Consider the following 15,871-nt stretch of genomic DNA (forward strand, 5'->3'; position numbering starts at 1 on the left):
GGGGGTCAGGTGCGTCATGGAAAGGCCAGCCAGTAGATAAGGGCGATGCTGACGGCGAGCAGCGGCAGCGCGGTGCCGACCTGCTGCCGGATCACGCCGTTGCGGTCTTTGAGTTCCAGCAGCGCGGCGGGGACGAGGTTGAAGTTCGCCGCCATGGGCGTGAGCAACGTACCGCAAAAGCCCGCCAGCATCCCGATGGCGCACACGATCGCGGGATCGCCATGATAGGTGCGGATCAGCAGCGGCACGCCGATCGCCGCAGTCATCACCGGAAAGGCGGCAAAGGCATTGCCCATGACGATGGTGAACAGTGCCATGCCCAGACCATAGGCGATGACCGCGCCAAGCAGGCTGCCGTTCGGGATCGCCTGGCTGACCAGTCCGCCGACGACTTCGCCGACCCCGGCGAGCGCGAATACTGCGCCCAGGCTGGCGAGCATTTGCGGCAGGATGGCGGCCCAGCCGACCTGATCCATCAATCGCCGCCCCTGCTGCAACGGCACGGTGGCCCCGGCGCGCAGCCACAGGCAACCGACGGCAAGTGCGATCAGGACGCCGAGCGCAAGGGCGATCAGCGTCGCCTGTTTGGGATCGACCCAGCCGGGCAGCCCCTTGAACAGGAAAGTGCCTGCCAAGGCAGTGACGGGGATGATGAGGGCAATGGCGAACAGGCGGTTGCCGAAGCGATCGGCCCGCGCCTGACGCGCCGGTGCCGGCACTGCGCCGTCGCCCCGGCCAAGGCCGCCAAAACCGGCGAGCGCGACGAGGCCCAGCACCAGCACGCCATTGCCGATGTCGCCCAGCGCGTCGCCCGCCCACATCGAGAGTGCAAGCAGCGCCCAGAAGGCAGCGGTGGTGCGCGCACGCGGATTGGTGGCATCGCGCAGACCCAGCAGCGCGAAAGCCGCAAAGATCGCGCCCGCCAGCGCATAGACCCAGTGGAGCGTGATCATGGCGCCGGCTCCCCCCTGTTACGTTTAGCGTTAAGGCGACGGTCGAGCCGCCACAGACGAAAACCGTGGATCAGGAAAGCGGCAATCGCGGTCGGAATCGCCCAGACCGATAGCTGGAGCGGTTCGAGGATGATGCCATATTGTTCCAGCAGCCCCTTGATCAGCAGGATGGAGCCGATGGCGAGGAAGATATCCTCCCCAAAGAACAGCCCGACATTGTCGGTCGCCGCCGCCATGGCGCGGACCTCCTCCCGCTCGTCATCGTTCAGCCCGCCCGATTGCGCGTCGGCAGCGGCTTCGGCAATCGGGGCGACCAGCGGGCGGACGGTCTGTGGGTGACCGGCCACCGATGTCAGGCCGATGGCGGACAAGCCCTGCCGCAGCAGCAGGTAGAAGGTGAGGAAGCGCCCGGCGGTCGCGCCGCGCATCGCGCCGATCAGGCCGCGCGCCCGTTCCTGCAAGCCATGGGCCTCCAGCAGGCCGACGACCGGCAGGACGATCCAGATGATGCTGACATAGCGGGCGTCGTTGAACGCCTTGCCAAAGGCGGCGAGGATGGCGAGCGGATCCAGCCCGGCGGCGATGCCCGTAACGATGGCCGAAGCGAGGATCACGAGCAACGGGTGGAAGCGCAGCAGGAAACCCGCGACGATGATCGCGATTCCCAGCAGCACCCACACTCTAGAATCCCGCCTCTATCGCCATGCGGATGCCTTCCGCCCCGGTGCGGACGCCCAGCGATTTGAGCATCGCGGCGCGGTGCATCTTAATCGTGCGTTCGGTCAGGCCCATGTCCCAGGCGATCTGCTTGTTCAGCTTGCCCGCCGCCATCGCGACCAGCACGTCGCGCTGGCGCGGGGTCAGGGCGGCGATCTTTTCCCGCGCGCCCGATGCGCGTTGCCCGACGCTGGCCTGTTCGTCGCCGACCGCCATTTGCGACCCCAGGAAATATTCCAGCGCCCCGTCCGCCCCAAAGATCGGCGCGACCATCACCGCGTTGCGGAACGGCGTGCCATTTTTGCGATAGTTGATGAGTTCGACCAGCACGGGCCGCCGTTCGCGCACGCCCGCGCGGATTTCTTCGGTCTGTTCCGGTTCGGTTTCAGGCCCGGACAGGAAGCGGCAATTGCGCCCGACGATTTCGTCGCGGCTATAGCCGGTCAGTTCCAGAAACGCGATGTTGCAATCGACGATCGGATTGTCGGGCAGGCGGGGATCGCTGATGACGGCGGGGATCGCGCTGCGGGCGATCATTGTGGACAGGGACATGGACACTCACGATTTGCCGGGGATCGACCCTTGCCAAACCCCTCGACCACACCCTGCCCCATTACCCCCGGCCGCCGCAAGCGTCCTGACGGGCAACGGGTTTGGGACCGATGCCCCGCGCCCGTTGCCCGGCACGGGTCAATCGACGAAATTGCCCTGCCGCGCGATGCTTTCCACCGGCTTGCGGTCGCTGGGGATTTCGCGCGCGGCCAGTGCTTCGGGCAGGACGGACGTGTCGCCCATCCGCCCGATCGCCACGGCCGCTTCGATGCGGAAGCGTTCGGGGACGGCCAGTTGCGCGCGGGCCTTGTCGAAATCGACGCCGGTCATGGCGTGGGTGTGATAGCCAAGGCGCGTCGCCTGCAACGCCAGCAGCGCCCAGGCGGCACCCGCGTCGAAACTGTGGCTGTGCGATGGCTTGGCCTCGTCCGACCCCGGCGCGGAGGAGAGCGTGTCGGACAGGACGAAGATCAGCGCGCCCGCATTGCGCACCCAGCTCTGGTTGAAAGGCAACAGCACATCGAGGAAGCGCGCCCAGTCGGCGTCATCGCGATGGGCGTAGAGAAAGCGCCATGGTTGATAGTTGAACGCGGACGGCGCCCAGCGCGCACCGTCGAAAATCGTGTCGAGATCGGCCTGCGGGATGGCGGACGAATCGAACGCGCGCGGCGACCAGCGATCAAGAAAGAGGGGTTCGACGGGACGGGTAACGGTGCGGGATGTAACGGTCATGGAGTCTCCTGAACGAAAGGGAAAGTCTGTCCAACCGTTGCTATATAGGCATGATTTTGCAGTTGCGAAGAGTCAGCGTGGCGCTTCGCCGGGCTGCGCCAGCGCGTGGCCGGATTCGCGCGGGAAAGCAAAGGCCTCTGCATTGCGTTCCAGCAAAGTGATACTGGGTTCGCGCAGCAGCGCCTGCGTCAGACGGGCGCGCAACCGGGTAAAACGGCCGTCATGGCCATGCTGCTTCATCATCCATCCTCCCTGCCGACTCATGCAGCCTGTCTACCGATGGTATAGACAAAAATCGCTCAAGCAATGCTGGGCCGCTCAACAGAAATGCTTGGGCGCAGTTGGGAGGGTGCCGCGACAGAAAGCGTCCGTTAACCCGGCATAGGCTATGCGTTTATTTCCGGCCCGCCAGAACGGCGCGGAACAATGAACGCCTTGTCGGATTGAATAAGCATAAGGAGAGGATCATGACACAAGACCGCACTGCGCCCGCCCTCAAAGGCCTGGTCATCGGCGTGCCGATTTCACTGGCGATCTGGGCCATGATCGGCGCAACCATGATGGCGATCGCCTGAACCTGTATCGCCCTTAACAGGATATGCGCGGGTAGGGGTGGCCAAGGGCCAAAGCGTGATGTCTGTCAGATGTTTAGTGGCGGAGAGGCAGGGATTCGAACCCTGGGTACCCTCTCGGGCACGCCGCATTTCGAGTGCGGTGCATTCGACCACTCTGCCACCTCTCCGCAGAAGGTTCGCAGCGCCAAAGGCGTGATGCGTTCCCGGTCGAGGGGCGGCCATTAGCGAATGAAATCGTCCTTGCCAAGCACCATCCGGGGTATTTTTCTTGTGTCCGCGCCCAACCATCCTAAATTGGCGCCATGAGAGACACGATTCCGAATTTCGGCACGCCCATCACTGCCCCGCCGATCGTCCATGCCCGTTTCAGCATCGGCGACGTGGTGCAGCACCGCATGTTCGGTTTTCGCGGCGTCATTTTCGACATCGACCCCGTCTTTGCCAATAGTGACGAATGGTATGACGCGATCCCCGAACATGCCCGGCCCGACAAGCAGCAGCCCTTTTATCATCTGCTCGCCGAAAATGGCGAATCCAGCTATGTCGCCTATGTCAGCCAGCAAAATCTGATCGCCGACGACAGCGACGAGCCGGTCGATCATCCCGCGATCACGGGCATGTTCGGCGCCTATGCGGATGGCAAATACCGGCTGCGGCCGATGCACCGCCATTGATGACGGGCGCGGCAGCAGGGATGCGCGCAGCCTGTGCGCCCATCCTGCTGATCGCGGCCATGGCGCTGCCTCTGGCCGTAGCGGCCCAGCCTGCCCCCACTGCCGACCCCGCCTTTCCCTTTGCCCGCGAAGTCGAGGCGTTCGCCCGCGCCAATGCCAGCGGCCCGGCGCTGCGCGACGCGACTTTGTTCATCGGCAGTTCCAGCATCCGCCTGTGGGACATAAAGGGCAGCTTCGCGCCGATCGCCACGGTCAACCGGGGCTTTGGTGGCGCGACCACGCCCGATGTGCTGCGCCATTATGACCGGCTGTTGCCGCCGGCCCCGCCGCGCGCCGTGGTCGTCTATGTCGGGGAAAATGATCTGGCGGGCGGCGCGTCGCCGCAGGATGTGGCGCGCGACCTCAATACGCTGCTACGACGGTTGCGGGCCGATTATCCGCGTGCGCGCATTGCCTGCCTGTCGCTCAAGCCCAGCCCGATCCGCTGGACACTGTGGCCCAAAATGGCGCAGGTCAACCGCATCGTCGCCACCCGCGCGGGTGCGCTGCGCGTCGACATGATCGATGTCGGCACCGTCCTGCTCGCCCCAGATGGCCTGCCCGATGCGTCGCTGTTCAACCCCGACGGATTGCACATGAACCCGGCCGGTTACCGGCGCTGGACGCGCCTTGTGACAGGCTGGCTGCGGCAGGACGACACAAAGCCAGCCAACTTTCCGATTGATCCAAAATCAAGCAACATTATTACAGACCGCAAGACGGTAAAAACGGGCCAAGGGGATTTGGGGTGACGAAGGACGCAAAGGCAGACGGCGCACAGGGGCCGCGCACGACCGGCGCGATGGCCGAACTGACGCTGCGGGGCGTCATCCTTGGCGCGCTCATCACGCTGATCTTTACGGCGGCGAATGTCTATCTGGGCCTCAAGATCGGCCTGACCTTTGCCACGTCCATCCCCGCTGCGGTCATTTCCATGGCCGTGCTGCGGCTGTTTTCGACCGGCACGATATTGGAAAATAATATCGTCCAGACCATCGCGTCAGCCGCAGGCACGCTGTCGGCGATCATCTTCGTCCTGCCCGGCCTGGTCATCATCGGCTGGTGGCAGGGCTTTCCCTATTGGCTGTCGGCCTGCACCATCGCGCTGGGCGGCATATTGGGGGTGATGTATTCGGTGCCGTTGCGCCGTGCGCTCGTCACCGGATCCGACCTGCCCTATCCCGAAGGCGTCGCGGCGGCCGAAGTGTTGAAAGTCGGCGCGGGATCGCGTGAGGGACTTGAGGAAAACCGCCGTGGCCTGGCCGCCATCGTCGCCAGCGCGCTGGCCGCTGCATCCTTTTCCATCGTCGCCAAGACGAAGCTGATCGCGGAGGAAGCCGCGACCTTCTTCACGTTCGGCGGCGGCGCGACGTCCGTCTCCACCAGCTTTTCGATGGCGCTGATTGGTGTCGGCCATCTGGTCGGGCTGTCCGTGGGCGTCGCCATGTTCATTGGCCTGCTGATCAGTTGGATGGGCATCGTCCCCTACCTGACCACGCCGGTCCCGTCGGGCGCGGATCTGGAGGAGCTTGTCGGCACGACATTCCGCATGAAGGCGCGCTTCATTGGCGCGGGGACGATCGGCGTCGCGGCGATCTGGACCCTGCTCAAGATTCTCGGCCCCATCGTCAGCGGCATCCGCTCCGCGCTGGTCGCCAATGCCACGCGCAAGTCGGGCAATGCCGCAAGCCTGGACATTACCGAGCGCGACCTGCCGATTGGTATCGTAGGTGGCACCATATTGGCCGCGCTGGTGCCGATTGGCGTCCTGCTGTGGATATTTGCGCAGGGCGGGCCGATCGCCGCCAATCCGGTGCCGATCATTGGCCTGACTTTGGCCTATGTGCTGGTCGCCGGGATCATCATCGCGTCGGTGTGCGGCTATATGGCGGGGCTTATCGGCGCGTCGAACAGCCCGATTTCGGGCGTCGGCATCCTGGCCGTGCTGGGTGCGTCGCTGATGCTGGCCGCGATCTACGGGTCGGGCGGCGATGATCCGGGGCAGACGCAGGCGCTGATCGCCTATGCCCTGTTCACCACCGCAATCGTGTTCGGCATCGCCACCATTTCCAACGATAATCTGCAAGACCTGAAAACCGGGCAACTGGTCGGTGCGACGCCGTGGAAGCAGCAGATCGCGCTGATTCTGGGCGTGTTGTTCGGGTCGCTGGTGATCCCGCCGGTGCTGGACCTGCTCAACAGCGCGTTTGGTTTTGCCGGCGCGCCAGGCGCCGGGCCGAACGCCCTGCCCGCGCCACAGGCGGCGCTGATTTCCGCCCTGGCCAAGGGCGTGCTGGGCGGCGATCTCGACTGGGGCTTGATCGGCATCGGCGCGGGGATCGGCGCGGTCGTGGTGCTGATCGACGAACTGCTGGGCAAGGCGGGCAAGCTGCGCCTGCCCCCGCTGGCCGTCGGCATGGGCATCTACCTGCCGATGGCGCTGACGCTGCTGATCCCGGTCGGTGCGCTTATCGGCCATCTCTATAACCGCTGGTCGTTGCGTCAGACTAACCCGGAATTTGCCGAGCGTATGGGCGTGCTGATGGCGACCGGCTTCATCGTGGGCGAAAGCCTGTTCGGCGTCGCCTTCGCCGGGATCGTCGCCAGCACGGACAGCGATGCGCCACTGGCGCTGGTGGGCGAAAATCCCTGGGCGGTGCCGCTGGCCATCCTGATCTTCGCAGGCGGCATTGCGGGCCTGTATGCCAAGCTCAAGCGCTGGGCGTCCGATCCGCTGACGTGATAAGCGCCACGCAAAAGGGGGCGGGAAGTCGATGCTTCCCGCCCCCTTTTTGTTTGCGTCAGTGCCGGATCAGAAGTTGAACCGGATGCCGCCTGCATAACGGCGACCGAAACGTTCCCATTCGATTGTCCGGCCGCTGCTGGCCGAAGTCGGCGTGCCAGTGGCCGTCAGCAGGCTGGCGGGATCGACATAGCGGCGGCCCGGCTGGTTCAGCACGTTCGACACGTCGAAATAGATCTCGAAATTCTTCGTGACCGCATAGCGCGCCGAAATGTCCATTTCCTCGTCCGCTGCCCAATAGGTGTCGCCCGCATCGGTCAGGTCGTCGGCGATCGTGTCCAGCCAGGCGCTGCGGCGCTGATATTGCACGCGCAGCGACAGGCCGTATTTCTCATAATAGCCGCCCAGATTATAGACGACGTCCGACGTGCCGGGCAGGCGCACGTTGCGGGCGGGTATGCCGCTCGCAGCGAAAGCTGGCTTTTCGACCTTGCTGTCGTGCAGCGTGACGTTGGCCGAGATACCAAAACCACCCATCCATTCGGGCAGGCCCAGCCCGTCCGTCCATGGCTCCAGCTGCAACTGCGCAGCCGCTTCCATGCCAAACACGCGACCTGTGCCGCCATTGGTGATACCTGAAAATGTGTAGTTCGACCGATCATTGGTGGCAGTGTTCAGCGCGCTCGATCCGAAGGTGCGACGCTGGGTGTACAGCACATCCTCCACCTTCTTGTAGAAAGCGCCGATCATCAGATAGCCCTGTGGCCGCAGATACCATTCAAAATAGGTATCGACGCCATAAGCACGTTCCGGCTTCACGGCCGGATTGCCACCCGAAATGGTTTCGTTGGTGTCGTTGATGACGACGTTGGGGCGCAACTGGTCATAGTCCGCCCGCGCCGCGCCGCTGTTGAACGATACGCGCAGCTTCTTGGTATCGTCGATATTGTAATTGATATGCATACTGGGGAAGGCCAGCGTCTGGCTGTCGTCTGCGATCACAAGGCTGCTGGTCGTGCCGACGGTCGCAATCGCGCGGCCATGATTTTTGATATGTTCGACCCGCACGCCGCCCACGACCGAACCCCAGTCATAACGGAACGTGCCCATCAGGAAACCGGCGAACACTTCTTCGCGCACATTGTAATTATTGCCGGTGACGGGAGTGAAGGCATAAAGTTCCTGCGCCTTGGCCGACGCCGCTTCCATCTTGCTCGTGTCGAAATAGCGGAACGTATAACCCATGGGCAGCGCGCCCTGGAACGCATCGCCGATCGAAAACTGGCTATAATCTGTGGGCAGGCCGACCGCAGCATATTGGGCCGCTGTATTCAGGACGATGTTGCGTTCATTGGCGATCTTGTTGCGGCGATCATACTGAAAACCGCCCTTGAGCGTCGCATGTTCCAGTTCCCGTTCCAGCACGATGCGGCCGGTATAGGCCTTGGTCGTGTCGACCGCGTCCAGCACGGTGAAGGACGACAGCGGCTTGCTGAAATCGTCGATCGCGGTGACGGCAGTGCCGGCCGAATAGCGCAGCGCGCTGCCCGTGCCGGTTGCCAGCGTGCGGAACAGGAAAGGGGTCGACTGGTTGGGATTGGAGAAATCATAGCTGACGGTCGGGCGCAAGGTCCGCGTGCTGGGGCTATCCCATGTCGTTTCGCCGGTAACCGAACGATCGTCCTTTGATTCGGTGTAGTTACCGATCCAAGACAGTTTCCAACCATCAGCAATGTCATGATCGCCTGCGATCGTATTTGTGAAGATCGACTGGCGGAACGCGCGCAGCGTCGAACGCTGGCGAATGTCCACGCCATAGACGGTGCCTTTTTCCGGCGTATTGCCGATGCACACGTCGCCATAGCCGCTGGTGGGAACCGACGTGCTGACGGCAGGGGTGCAGGCCGCTGTATTGGCGACCAGATCGCTTTGGCGGTCGTCCAGATCGAAACGATAATTGTCGCGCGCCTCGTCATCGCTGAAAATCGTGTAGACCGACCGCAGCGAGATGGTGTTGGCGTCGTCGGGCTTCCAGTCGACCCGGCCGGATACCGACCAGTTCTTGCGGGTCAGGCGATACAGTTTGTTTTCCGCCTCATGCGCCCAGAAGCGCGTGCCGTTGCCGGGGCGGGTATCCTGGCTGACGCGCTCATAATCCACCTCGAAATTGTCGGTGACCATGTTGCGTTCGTAATAGCTGCCCGCCAGCAGCACGCCGATTTCGCCGATGCCGGTGTTGAACCGGTTCGACAGGACCAGCGCGCCTTCATATTCGCGCTTGTCATCGCCCAGTTCGGCAATGCCCATCCCGCCCTTACCGGCCAGATGGAAACCGTTATAATCGAATGCGGACCGGGTGATGACGTTGACGTTGCCCGCCACCGTTTCGCCCGGCATGTCCGGCGTCACTGCCTTGGACACGATGATCTTGCCCGCAATCGCCGAGGGAATGGAATCGAAGCGAGCGTCGCGGCCTTCGGGGCTGACCACGTTGATGCCGTCGAACGACAAGGTGGTCCAGCTCTTGGGCGCGCCGCGCAGGTTGACGTAACGGGCCTGACCCTGGTCACGCTCGACGCTGACGCCGGGCAGGCGGCTGGTGGCCTGGGCGATATTCTGATCGGGCAGGCGGCCGACCGAATCGGATGCGACGACCGCGACCAGCGAATCGCTGTTCTTCTGCACGGTCAGCGCGGCGGCTTCGGATTCGGCGATCGGGCGTGCGCCGGTGACGACGATCGTGCCAGCGTCGTCCTCTGCAGCAGGCGTTTGGGCATAAGCCGTGATCGGCGCGGCGGTCGCGGCGAGCAGGCACAGCGTCAGGCGGCGGCGATTGCGCCGCGCGAAAGAAATGGTCATGTTATCCCCCTTGGACAAGCGCGGCTGTTGCGCGGCGTTGGGGGCCAGTTAGGCGGCGTGGCTTACAGCAAGATGACTTTTTCATTGCATTTTCATGTCATTAACGACGGCTAATGTGACAGCTTGCTTCATCAATCCGTCATCATAACGTCATGATGTGCCGTCAGCAGAGCCGCGCTATCAAATGGGGGAATGGCGCAATGACGAACGACTTGGTGAAACCGCGCCTTATGATGGTCGGCGCGCTGGCACTGGCATTGTCTGCCTGCGCGACGGCACCTGCCGAAATTCCCGTCGCCGTCCGCATCGCCAATGCGACCCCGGCAGTCAGCGTCATCGCGCGCGGCGAAACCACGCCGGTCGGCACGGCCAATGCCGATGCGGCGGACGATCCGGCGATCTGGCGCAACGCCGCCGATCCCGCCGCCAGCCTGATCGTGGGGACCGACAAGAAAGCGGGCCTCTATGTCTATGACCTCGACGGCAAGGTGCGCGATTTTCTGGACGCGGGTCGGGTCAACAATGTCGATTTGCGCGAAGGCGTCCTCATCGGTGGCCAGCGCGCCATTCTGGTCGCCGCGTCCGACCGCAACGATGTTGCCAACGCAAAGATCGCGCTGTTCCGGCTCGACCCCGTTACCGCGAAACTGACGGCGCTGGGCAAGGTCGATGGCGGCGCGGGCGAAGCCTATGGCATTTGCATGGGGTCCGACGCCGCCGGACTATATGCGTTCATCGTGCTGAAAGATGGCACGATCCATCAGGTCGCGCTCGACACGTCGGGCGCCACCCCCACGGGCCGCACCGTGCGCACGATGAAGCTTGGCACCCAGTCGGAAGGCTGCGCCGTCGATGACCGCACCAGCCGCCTCTATGTGGCGGAGGAAGATGTCGGCCTGTGGCGGTTCGATGCGCGCGCCAGCGGATCGACCATTCCGGTCAAGGTCGCGGCCGCCGACGGCAAGAATATCGTCATGGACGCCGAAGGCGTGGCCATCGCGCCGATGGGCGAGAAGGATGGCTATGTCCTCGTTTCCAGTCAGGGCGACAATGCCTATGTCGCCTACCGCATCAGCGACGACAGCTATGTCGGGCGGTTTCGCGTGGTGGACGGGACCATTGGCGGGTCGGAGGAAACCGACGGTATCGACCTGATGCTCGGCGATTTCGGTCCCGGCTATCCCGGCGGGCTGTTCGTGGCGCAGGACGGGCATAATGCGGCGGCGGCGCAGAATTTCAAGCTGGTGCCGTGGGATGATGTGGTGAAGGCGTTGGGGCTTTAAGCAACCTTAGGTGGGGTGGGCATATGCAACATTGCGCAGGCCCACCCCCTAGCCCCCTCCCGTTGACGGGAGGGGGAACAGGTTCGCTTAGTTCTTCGCCGCGAACCACGCCGCCAGTGGTGCCTTCAGCCGGTTGCGGGTTTCGATCCGCGTCTTGATCGCGGCGATCGAGCGATCCACCACCTTGCGCGATTCGGGCGTCAGATATTGGGTGGCATAGGCGTCCAGCTTGGTCGCCATCGCCGGGTCCGCCGATCCGCCGCCCAGCCGCGCCAATGCTTGGCTACGCGCCGACACGTCGATCATCGCTTCATATTGCGCGCGGTGCGCCAGCACATAATCGACCGCCAGCATCGGATGCTCGGCCCCGACCTGCGCGATGATCGCTGCGCTGGTGGTCTTGCCCGGCTCGTCGGTCAGCGCCAGGTCGAGCGCCTTGGCGCCCAGTTTCTCATCCTTCGCCGCGCCCAGCAGCGCGTAAAGCGTGCTTTTCTCCAGATCGCTCTTGGCCCCCTTGGCCAGTGCGCGCAGCCGGTCCCATGTCGCCTGATCGGCATTTTTGGCGATGATGCCCATCCACACATTGCGCAACGGCCCGTCGAGCGCGGCGGGATCGGTCGCCAGCGCGGCAAAGCGCCGGTTCGCCTCGGCCACCACGGCCTTGTCACCCATATCGCCCAGCGTGGACACCAGCGCGGAACGCAGCACCGGCACCTGCGGGCCTTCCCCGGCCTTGGCATCATAACCGATGCCCGCCAGCACCGGCGTCAGCTTGGCCGACGCATAGGCCGCGCCCCGGCCCTGCGCCGCCTTGTCGCTTTCCAGCATGACATAGGCGCTGCCCAGATATTCCGGCACTTCGGCCAGCACGGCCGGGGTCGCGGACGCAGGCACTGCATCCACCAGATCGAGCGCCAGCCCGATCGGCTGATAACCGCCCAGCCCCAGCTGGAAATTATCCGCCAGCAATCCGGTCTGGTCGATCGAGGCGAGCTTGGTGAAATCCTTCGCCAGCGCCTTCACATTGGCTTCGGGGTAGAGCGAGCGATAATAGCCCGTCTGCCCGGCATTGACGACATAGGCGCCGCATCCCGGCACGCTCACCTGCCCCTTGCCCTGTAAGATCAGCCGTTGCGGCGCGCCGCCGATCGTCTGCGCCATCACCGGCACGTTCCACGACAGCGGTGCCTTGTCCTTCTTGTCCCGGCTGAATTCACCCTGGCTCAGCGTCAGCACGGTCTGCCCGCCCTGACATACAGCGCTTTCCACCTTCACCAGCGGGATGCCCGGCTTCGACGTGAAATCATGCGCGATGGCGACCAGCCCCTTGGCCCCTGCACCCTCGACGGATTTCCACAGATCGTCGGTCACGGTGTTGCCATAAGCATGGGCCTTCATATAGCTGCGGATGCCGTTCTTCCACACATCCTCACCCGCATAGCCTTCCAGCATGGTGATGACCGCTTCACCCTTTTGATAGGTGATGGCGTCGAACGCCTGATTCACCTGATCGACGGTGGTGATTTTCTGCACCACGGCATGGGTGGTGGCGAGCGAATCGAGGCTCATCGCGGCTTCGCGGCCATCCACGCGGGTCAGCAGCATTTCCCATGTCGGTTGCAGCGTGTCGGTGACCTTGGTCGCCATCCAGCTGGCAAAGCCTTCGTTCAGCCACAGATCGTCCCACCATGCCATCGTCACCAGATCGCCGAACCATTGATGCGCCATTTCATGCGCCACGGTTTCATAGATGCGCCGCTTGGTCGCTTCGGACGTGAAGCGCGGATCGACGATCAGCGCGCGCTCAAACGTGAAGATCGCGCCCCAATTTTCCATCGCGCTGAAAAACTGGCTCTGGCCCGGCCCGGCGACATTATCCAACTTGGGCAGCGGATAGGGGACGCCGAAATAATCGTTGAAATAGGGCAGGATGCTGGCCGACGCATCCAGTGCCAAAGTCGCCTTGCCGCTATTGCCCTTGCCGGTGATGACGCCCACTTCGGTCGCGCCAGCCATCTTGGTCGCGCGCTCCAGTTCGCCAAGGCCGAAGAACAGCAGGTAGGACGACATTTTGGGGCTGGTGCCGAACGTCACCCGGCTTTTGCCGCTGCCCAGATCCTTGGTCGCCTTGACCGGCATGTTGCCGACCGCCAGTTGCCCTGTCGGGATGATGGCCGACAGGTCGAACGTCGCCTTATAGCTTGGCTCGTCCCAGCTCGGCACGAAACGGCGGGCGTCGGGCGCTTCGAACTGGGTGAACAGCGCGCGTTTGGCTGCCCCTGCATTGTCGGTATAATCGAGCGCGAACAGCCCGTTCGCCTGCGTGTTGATGACACCGGCATAGGCGATGTCCAGCTTATAGCTGCCGGGTGCGAGCGGCTTGCCGAAATCCAGCGTCACCGTCTGCGCAGCAGCATCCACCTTCGCCGCACCCTTGATCGCCTTGCCCTTGGCGGGCGTCAGGGTCACTGCGCCAAAGCTCAGGTCCGCCGCGTTCAGCACCAGCGCGGGCATGGCCGTGCCGACCGTCACGTCGATCGTCACCTTGCCGGTGAATTTCAGGTTGGCCGCATCGGGCGTGACTTCGATCGCATAGTGGCTCGGCGCTGCGCCGCGCGGCAATTGGGTGGTGATGCCAGCGGCGGGGCCAGAGGGTGCAGCGCCCTGCGCCAGCGCGGGCGTGGCAAGGGCGATGGGCGCAGCCGCGATCAGCAGCGGCAGGATTTTGGCAAGCGACATAGGGCTACAGACTCCGACACGTCTTTATGGCGCGGCTCAATCGAACCGCCACCGTGATGAACGTTGGATCACCCGTTTGGCTGCATCGGTCAAGCGATGTGACGGTATCTCAATGTCATTGGTCGAACGCTGTTGCCCGTTCGTCAAACAAAGCGGGATGCCGCCCCCCGAAAACTCAGCCGCGCCCGCGATAGCCCGGCACATCCTGCGACGGCAGCCACAGGTCGGCAGGCGGCGCGCCCGATTGCCAGAACACGTCGATCGGTATACCGCCGCGCGGATACCAATAGCCGCCGATGCGCAGCCACACCGGCTTCATTTCGTCGAACAGCCGTTCGCCAATGCCGACGGTGCAATCCTCATGAAACCCGGCATGGTTGCGGAACGATCCCAGAAACAGCTTCAAGGATTTGGATTCGACGATCGTGTCGCCGGGCGCATAATCGATCACCAGATGCGCGAAATCGGGCTGGCCCGTCACCGGGCAGAGCGAGGTGAATTCCGGCGCGGCAAAGCGCACCAGATAGAGGCGGCCAGGGCGCGGATTGGGGACATAGTCCAGCACGGCGTCCTGCGGACGGGCGGGCAGCGCACTGGTCTGGCCCAGGTGCAGCGGGGTGGTGGGAAGGTCGGTCATGGCGCTTTCCCTACGCGATTGCACGGCTGATGTCATCGGGCCTTCATTGTTCACTTGCGGTTCAGCGCCGCTTGTGCCTTGAGATCGGGCATGGGGTATCATCGTTTTTTGCGGCGCAGCCTGATCCTGTCGCTGTCGGTCATCGTCGCCACGCCTGTGCTGTCGGCCTATGCGCAGGAGGCGCAGCCGGGCTTTTCCCTGCCGCCCGCCGCATCCCCGCCGCCGCCTGCCGATACCCGGCAGCAAGGACCGGAACTGGACGTGTTCCGCGCGCCTGCCACGCCGCCTGCTGCGCCCCCGCCCGTCGTCGCGCCGACCGTGACGCCAGTGCCGACACCCGTGCCGACCCCCGTTCCCACGCCAATGCAAAGGCAGGCGCAAAGGCAGACGCCCGCGCGCGTCGCCCCCGCGCCGCGCGCGCCTGCCCCGGCGGCCCCGACAGACGATCCGGCAGAACGCACGCCCGAAACGCCATCGCCCGCCATCGTCGCGCCGCCGCCACAGGCCGAAGCTGCGCCCGAAGCCGTCGCGCCGCAGGACGCACCGCCAGTCCCTTCCGATTCAGCCCCCTCCGACTCCCTGCCCTGGGCGTGGATCATCGGCGGTGCGGTTGCGCTGATCGCGTTGGCCGCCGCCTTCCTGCGCACGCGCCGCCGCCCGGATCCGGTGCTGGACGAAGCCTCCGCTGCGCCGATACCAGCGCCGCGCCCCGCCCCGCCTGTCCCAGCGCCCGCGCCCGAACCTGCCCCCGTCGTCGCGCCGCCCCCGGCATCCGACCGCCCGTGGATCGCCGCCGACATGGTCGTGACGCAGGCGCGCTATGCGATGATGGGCGTGACCATCGCCTATGACCTGCTGCTCCATAATCACGGCGATCATCCCGCGCAGGACGTGCTGGTGCGCGGCATTATCGGCAATGCAGGGGCGCAGCAGCAAGCGCTGCTCGACGCTTTCTTCACCGGGCAAAGCGGCCTGCCGCTTCATTCCGCCGTCGCCATTGCGCCGGGCGAAACCGCGCGCCTGTCCGGCGAGTTGCGCCTGTCGCCGGACGAAATCGTCCCCGTCGCCATGGGCCAGCGCAGCCTGCTGATCCCCATCATCGCGTTCGACACGGCCTATCGCTGGGGCGCGGAGGGGGAGGATGCGCCCGACAGGCAGGGCCGCACCGCCCGCGCCTTTATCGTGGGGCAGGATCAGGAACCGCCCGCCGACCGGCTCGCGCCCTTCCGCCTGGATCAAGGTGCGCGCCACTATCGCCGTGCCGCCGCCCGCGCGGTGGCGGAACTCACGCCAGCCTGAGCGCGACCTTCTTGTCCCCATCGCCTCCTTCCGTCAAAGAGGGGCAAGGGCAGCAGGACAGGCATGAAA

General features: G+C 64.4%; 13 protein-coding genes and 1 tRNA gene. 5 read left to right on the forward strand and 9 right to left on the reverse strand.

Annotated features, from left to right (window positions below; genetic code table 11):
- Positions 1-14: 14 nt before the first annotated feature.
- From SPBM01_RS10970 to SPBM01_RS10995, 6 genes are all read right to left on the reverse strand, one after another.
- On the reverse strand, positions 15-953 hold the full coding sequence (locus tag SPBM01_RS10970; protein WP_188061865.1) for a DUF979 domain-containing protein: 939 nt from the start codon (positions 951-953) through the stop codon (positions 15-17).
- Positions 950-1,633, reverse strand: coding sequence for a DUF969 domain-containing protein (locus SPBM01_RS10975; RefSeq protein ID WP_188061866.1), 684 nt, complete (start codon positions 1,631-1,633; stop codon positions 950-952). The genes SPBM01_RS10970 and SPBM01_RS10975 overlap by 4 nt, the downstream gene beginning before the upstream one ends.
- Position 1,634: 1 nt before the next feature.
- Positions 1,635-2,222 (reverse strand): PAS domain-containing protein, encoded by a 588-nt coding sequence (locus SPBM01_RS10980; RefSeq protein WP_262504133.1) that lies wholly within the window; start codon positions 2,220-2,222, stop codon positions 1,635-1,637.
- Between the two features lie 138 nt (positions 2,223-2,360).
- Positions 2,361-2,954: a nitroreductase family protein gene (locus SPBM01_RS10985; protein WP_188061867.1), complete on the reverse strand. Its 594-nt coding sequence runs from the start codon at positions 2,952-2,954 to the stop codon at positions 2,361-2,363.
- Positions 2,955-3,026: 72 nt separating this feature from the next.
- Positions 3,027-3,197: a hypothetical protein gene (locus tag SPBM01_RS10990; RefSeq protein WP_188061868.1), complete on the reverse strand. Its 171-nt coding sequence runs from the start codon at positions 3,195-3,197 to the stop codon at positions 3,027-3,029.
- 409 nt (positions 3,198-3,606) lie between these two features.
- Positions 3,607-3,696: transfer RNA gene (locus tag SPBM01_RS10995), tRNA-Ser, on the reverse strand.
- 135 nt (positions 3,697-3,831) lie between these two features.
- Between SPBM01_RS10995 and hspQ the strand changes: the two genes are divergently transcribed.
- From hspQ to SPBM01_RS11010, 3 genes are read left to right on the forward strand one after another with little or no spacing between them, the layout of a single operon-like run.
- Positions 3,832-4,203 carry a heat shock protein HspQ gene (hspQ, locus tag SPBM01_RS11000; protein ID WP_188061869.1) on the forward strand — a complete coding sequence of 124 codons (372 nt, stop codon included), beginning with the start codon at positions 3,832-3,834 and terminating at the stop codon, positions 4,201-4,203.
- Positions 4,203-4,994 carry a GDSL-type esterase/lipase family protein gene (locus SPBM01_RS11005; protein ID WP_188061870.1) on the forward strand — a complete coding sequence of 264 codons (792 nt, stop codon included), beginning with the start codon at positions 4,203-4,205 and terminating at the stop codon, positions 4,992-4,994. The genes hspQ and SPBM01_RS11005 overlap by 1 nt, the downstream gene beginning before the upstream one ends.
- Before the next feature lie 50 nt (positions 4,995-5,044).
- Positions 5,045-6,985 (forward strand): OPT family oligopeptide transporter, encoded by a 1,941-nt coding sequence (locus SPBM01_RS11010; protein ID WP_188065675.1) that lies wholly within the window; start codon positions 5,045-5,047, stop codon positions 6,983-6,985.
- A 69-nt stretch (positions 6,986-7,054) separates the two neighbouring features.
- Here the strand turns inward: SPBM01_RS11010 and SPBM01_RS11015 are convergent, their stop codons facing one another.
- Positions 7,055-9,844 carry a TonB-dependent receptor gene (locus SPBM01_RS11015; protein WP_188061871.1) on the reverse strand — a complete coding sequence of 930 codons (2,790 nt, stop codon included), beginning with the start codon at positions 9,842-9,844 and terminating at the stop codon, positions 7,055-7,057.
- Between the two features lie 200 nt (positions 9,845-10,044).
- Between SPBM01_RS11015 and SPBM01_RS11020 the strand changes: the two genes are divergently transcribed.
- Positions 10,045-11,127 (forward strand): phytase, encoded by a 1,083-nt coding sequence (locus SPBM01_RS11020; RefSeq protein ID WP_188061872.1) that lies wholly within the window; start codon positions 10,045-10,047, stop codon positions 11,125-11,127.
- A gap of 87 nt (positions 11,128-11,214) precedes the next feature.
- Here the strand turns inward: SPBM01_RS11020 and SPBM01_RS11025 are convergent, their stop codons facing one another.
- Both SPBM01_RS11025 and queF read right to left on the reverse strand, forming a co-directional pair.
- Complete coding sequence (locus SPBM01_RS11025; protein WP_188061873.1) at positions 11,215-13,866, reverse strand: M1 family metallopeptidase; 2,652 nt, start codon at positions 13,864-13,866, stop codon at positions 11,215-11,217.
- A gap of 175 nt (positions 13,867-14,041) precedes the next feature.
- Positions 14,042-14,503, reverse strand: coding sequence for a preQ(1) synthase (queF, locus tag SPBM01_RS11030; protein WP_188061874.1), 462 nt, complete (start codon positions 14,501-14,503; stop codon positions 14,042-14,044).
- 90 nt (positions 14,504-14,593) lie between these two features.
- Between queF and SPBM01_RS11035 the strand changes: the two genes are divergently transcribed.
- Positions 14,594-15,802 (forward strand): hypothetical protein, encoded by a 1,209-nt coding sequence (locus SPBM01_RS11035; RefSeq protein ID WP_188061875.1) that lies wholly within the window; start codon positions 14,594-14,596, stop codon positions 15,800-15,802.
- Positions 15,803-15,871: the final 69 nt, after the last annotated feature.

The sequence above is a fragment of the Sphingobium sp. KCTC 72723 genome (genome assembly GCF_014280435.1).
In the GTDB taxonomy this organism is placed as follows: Bacteria; Pseudomonadota; Alphaproteobacteria; order Sphingomonadales; family Sphingomonadaceae; genus Sphingobium.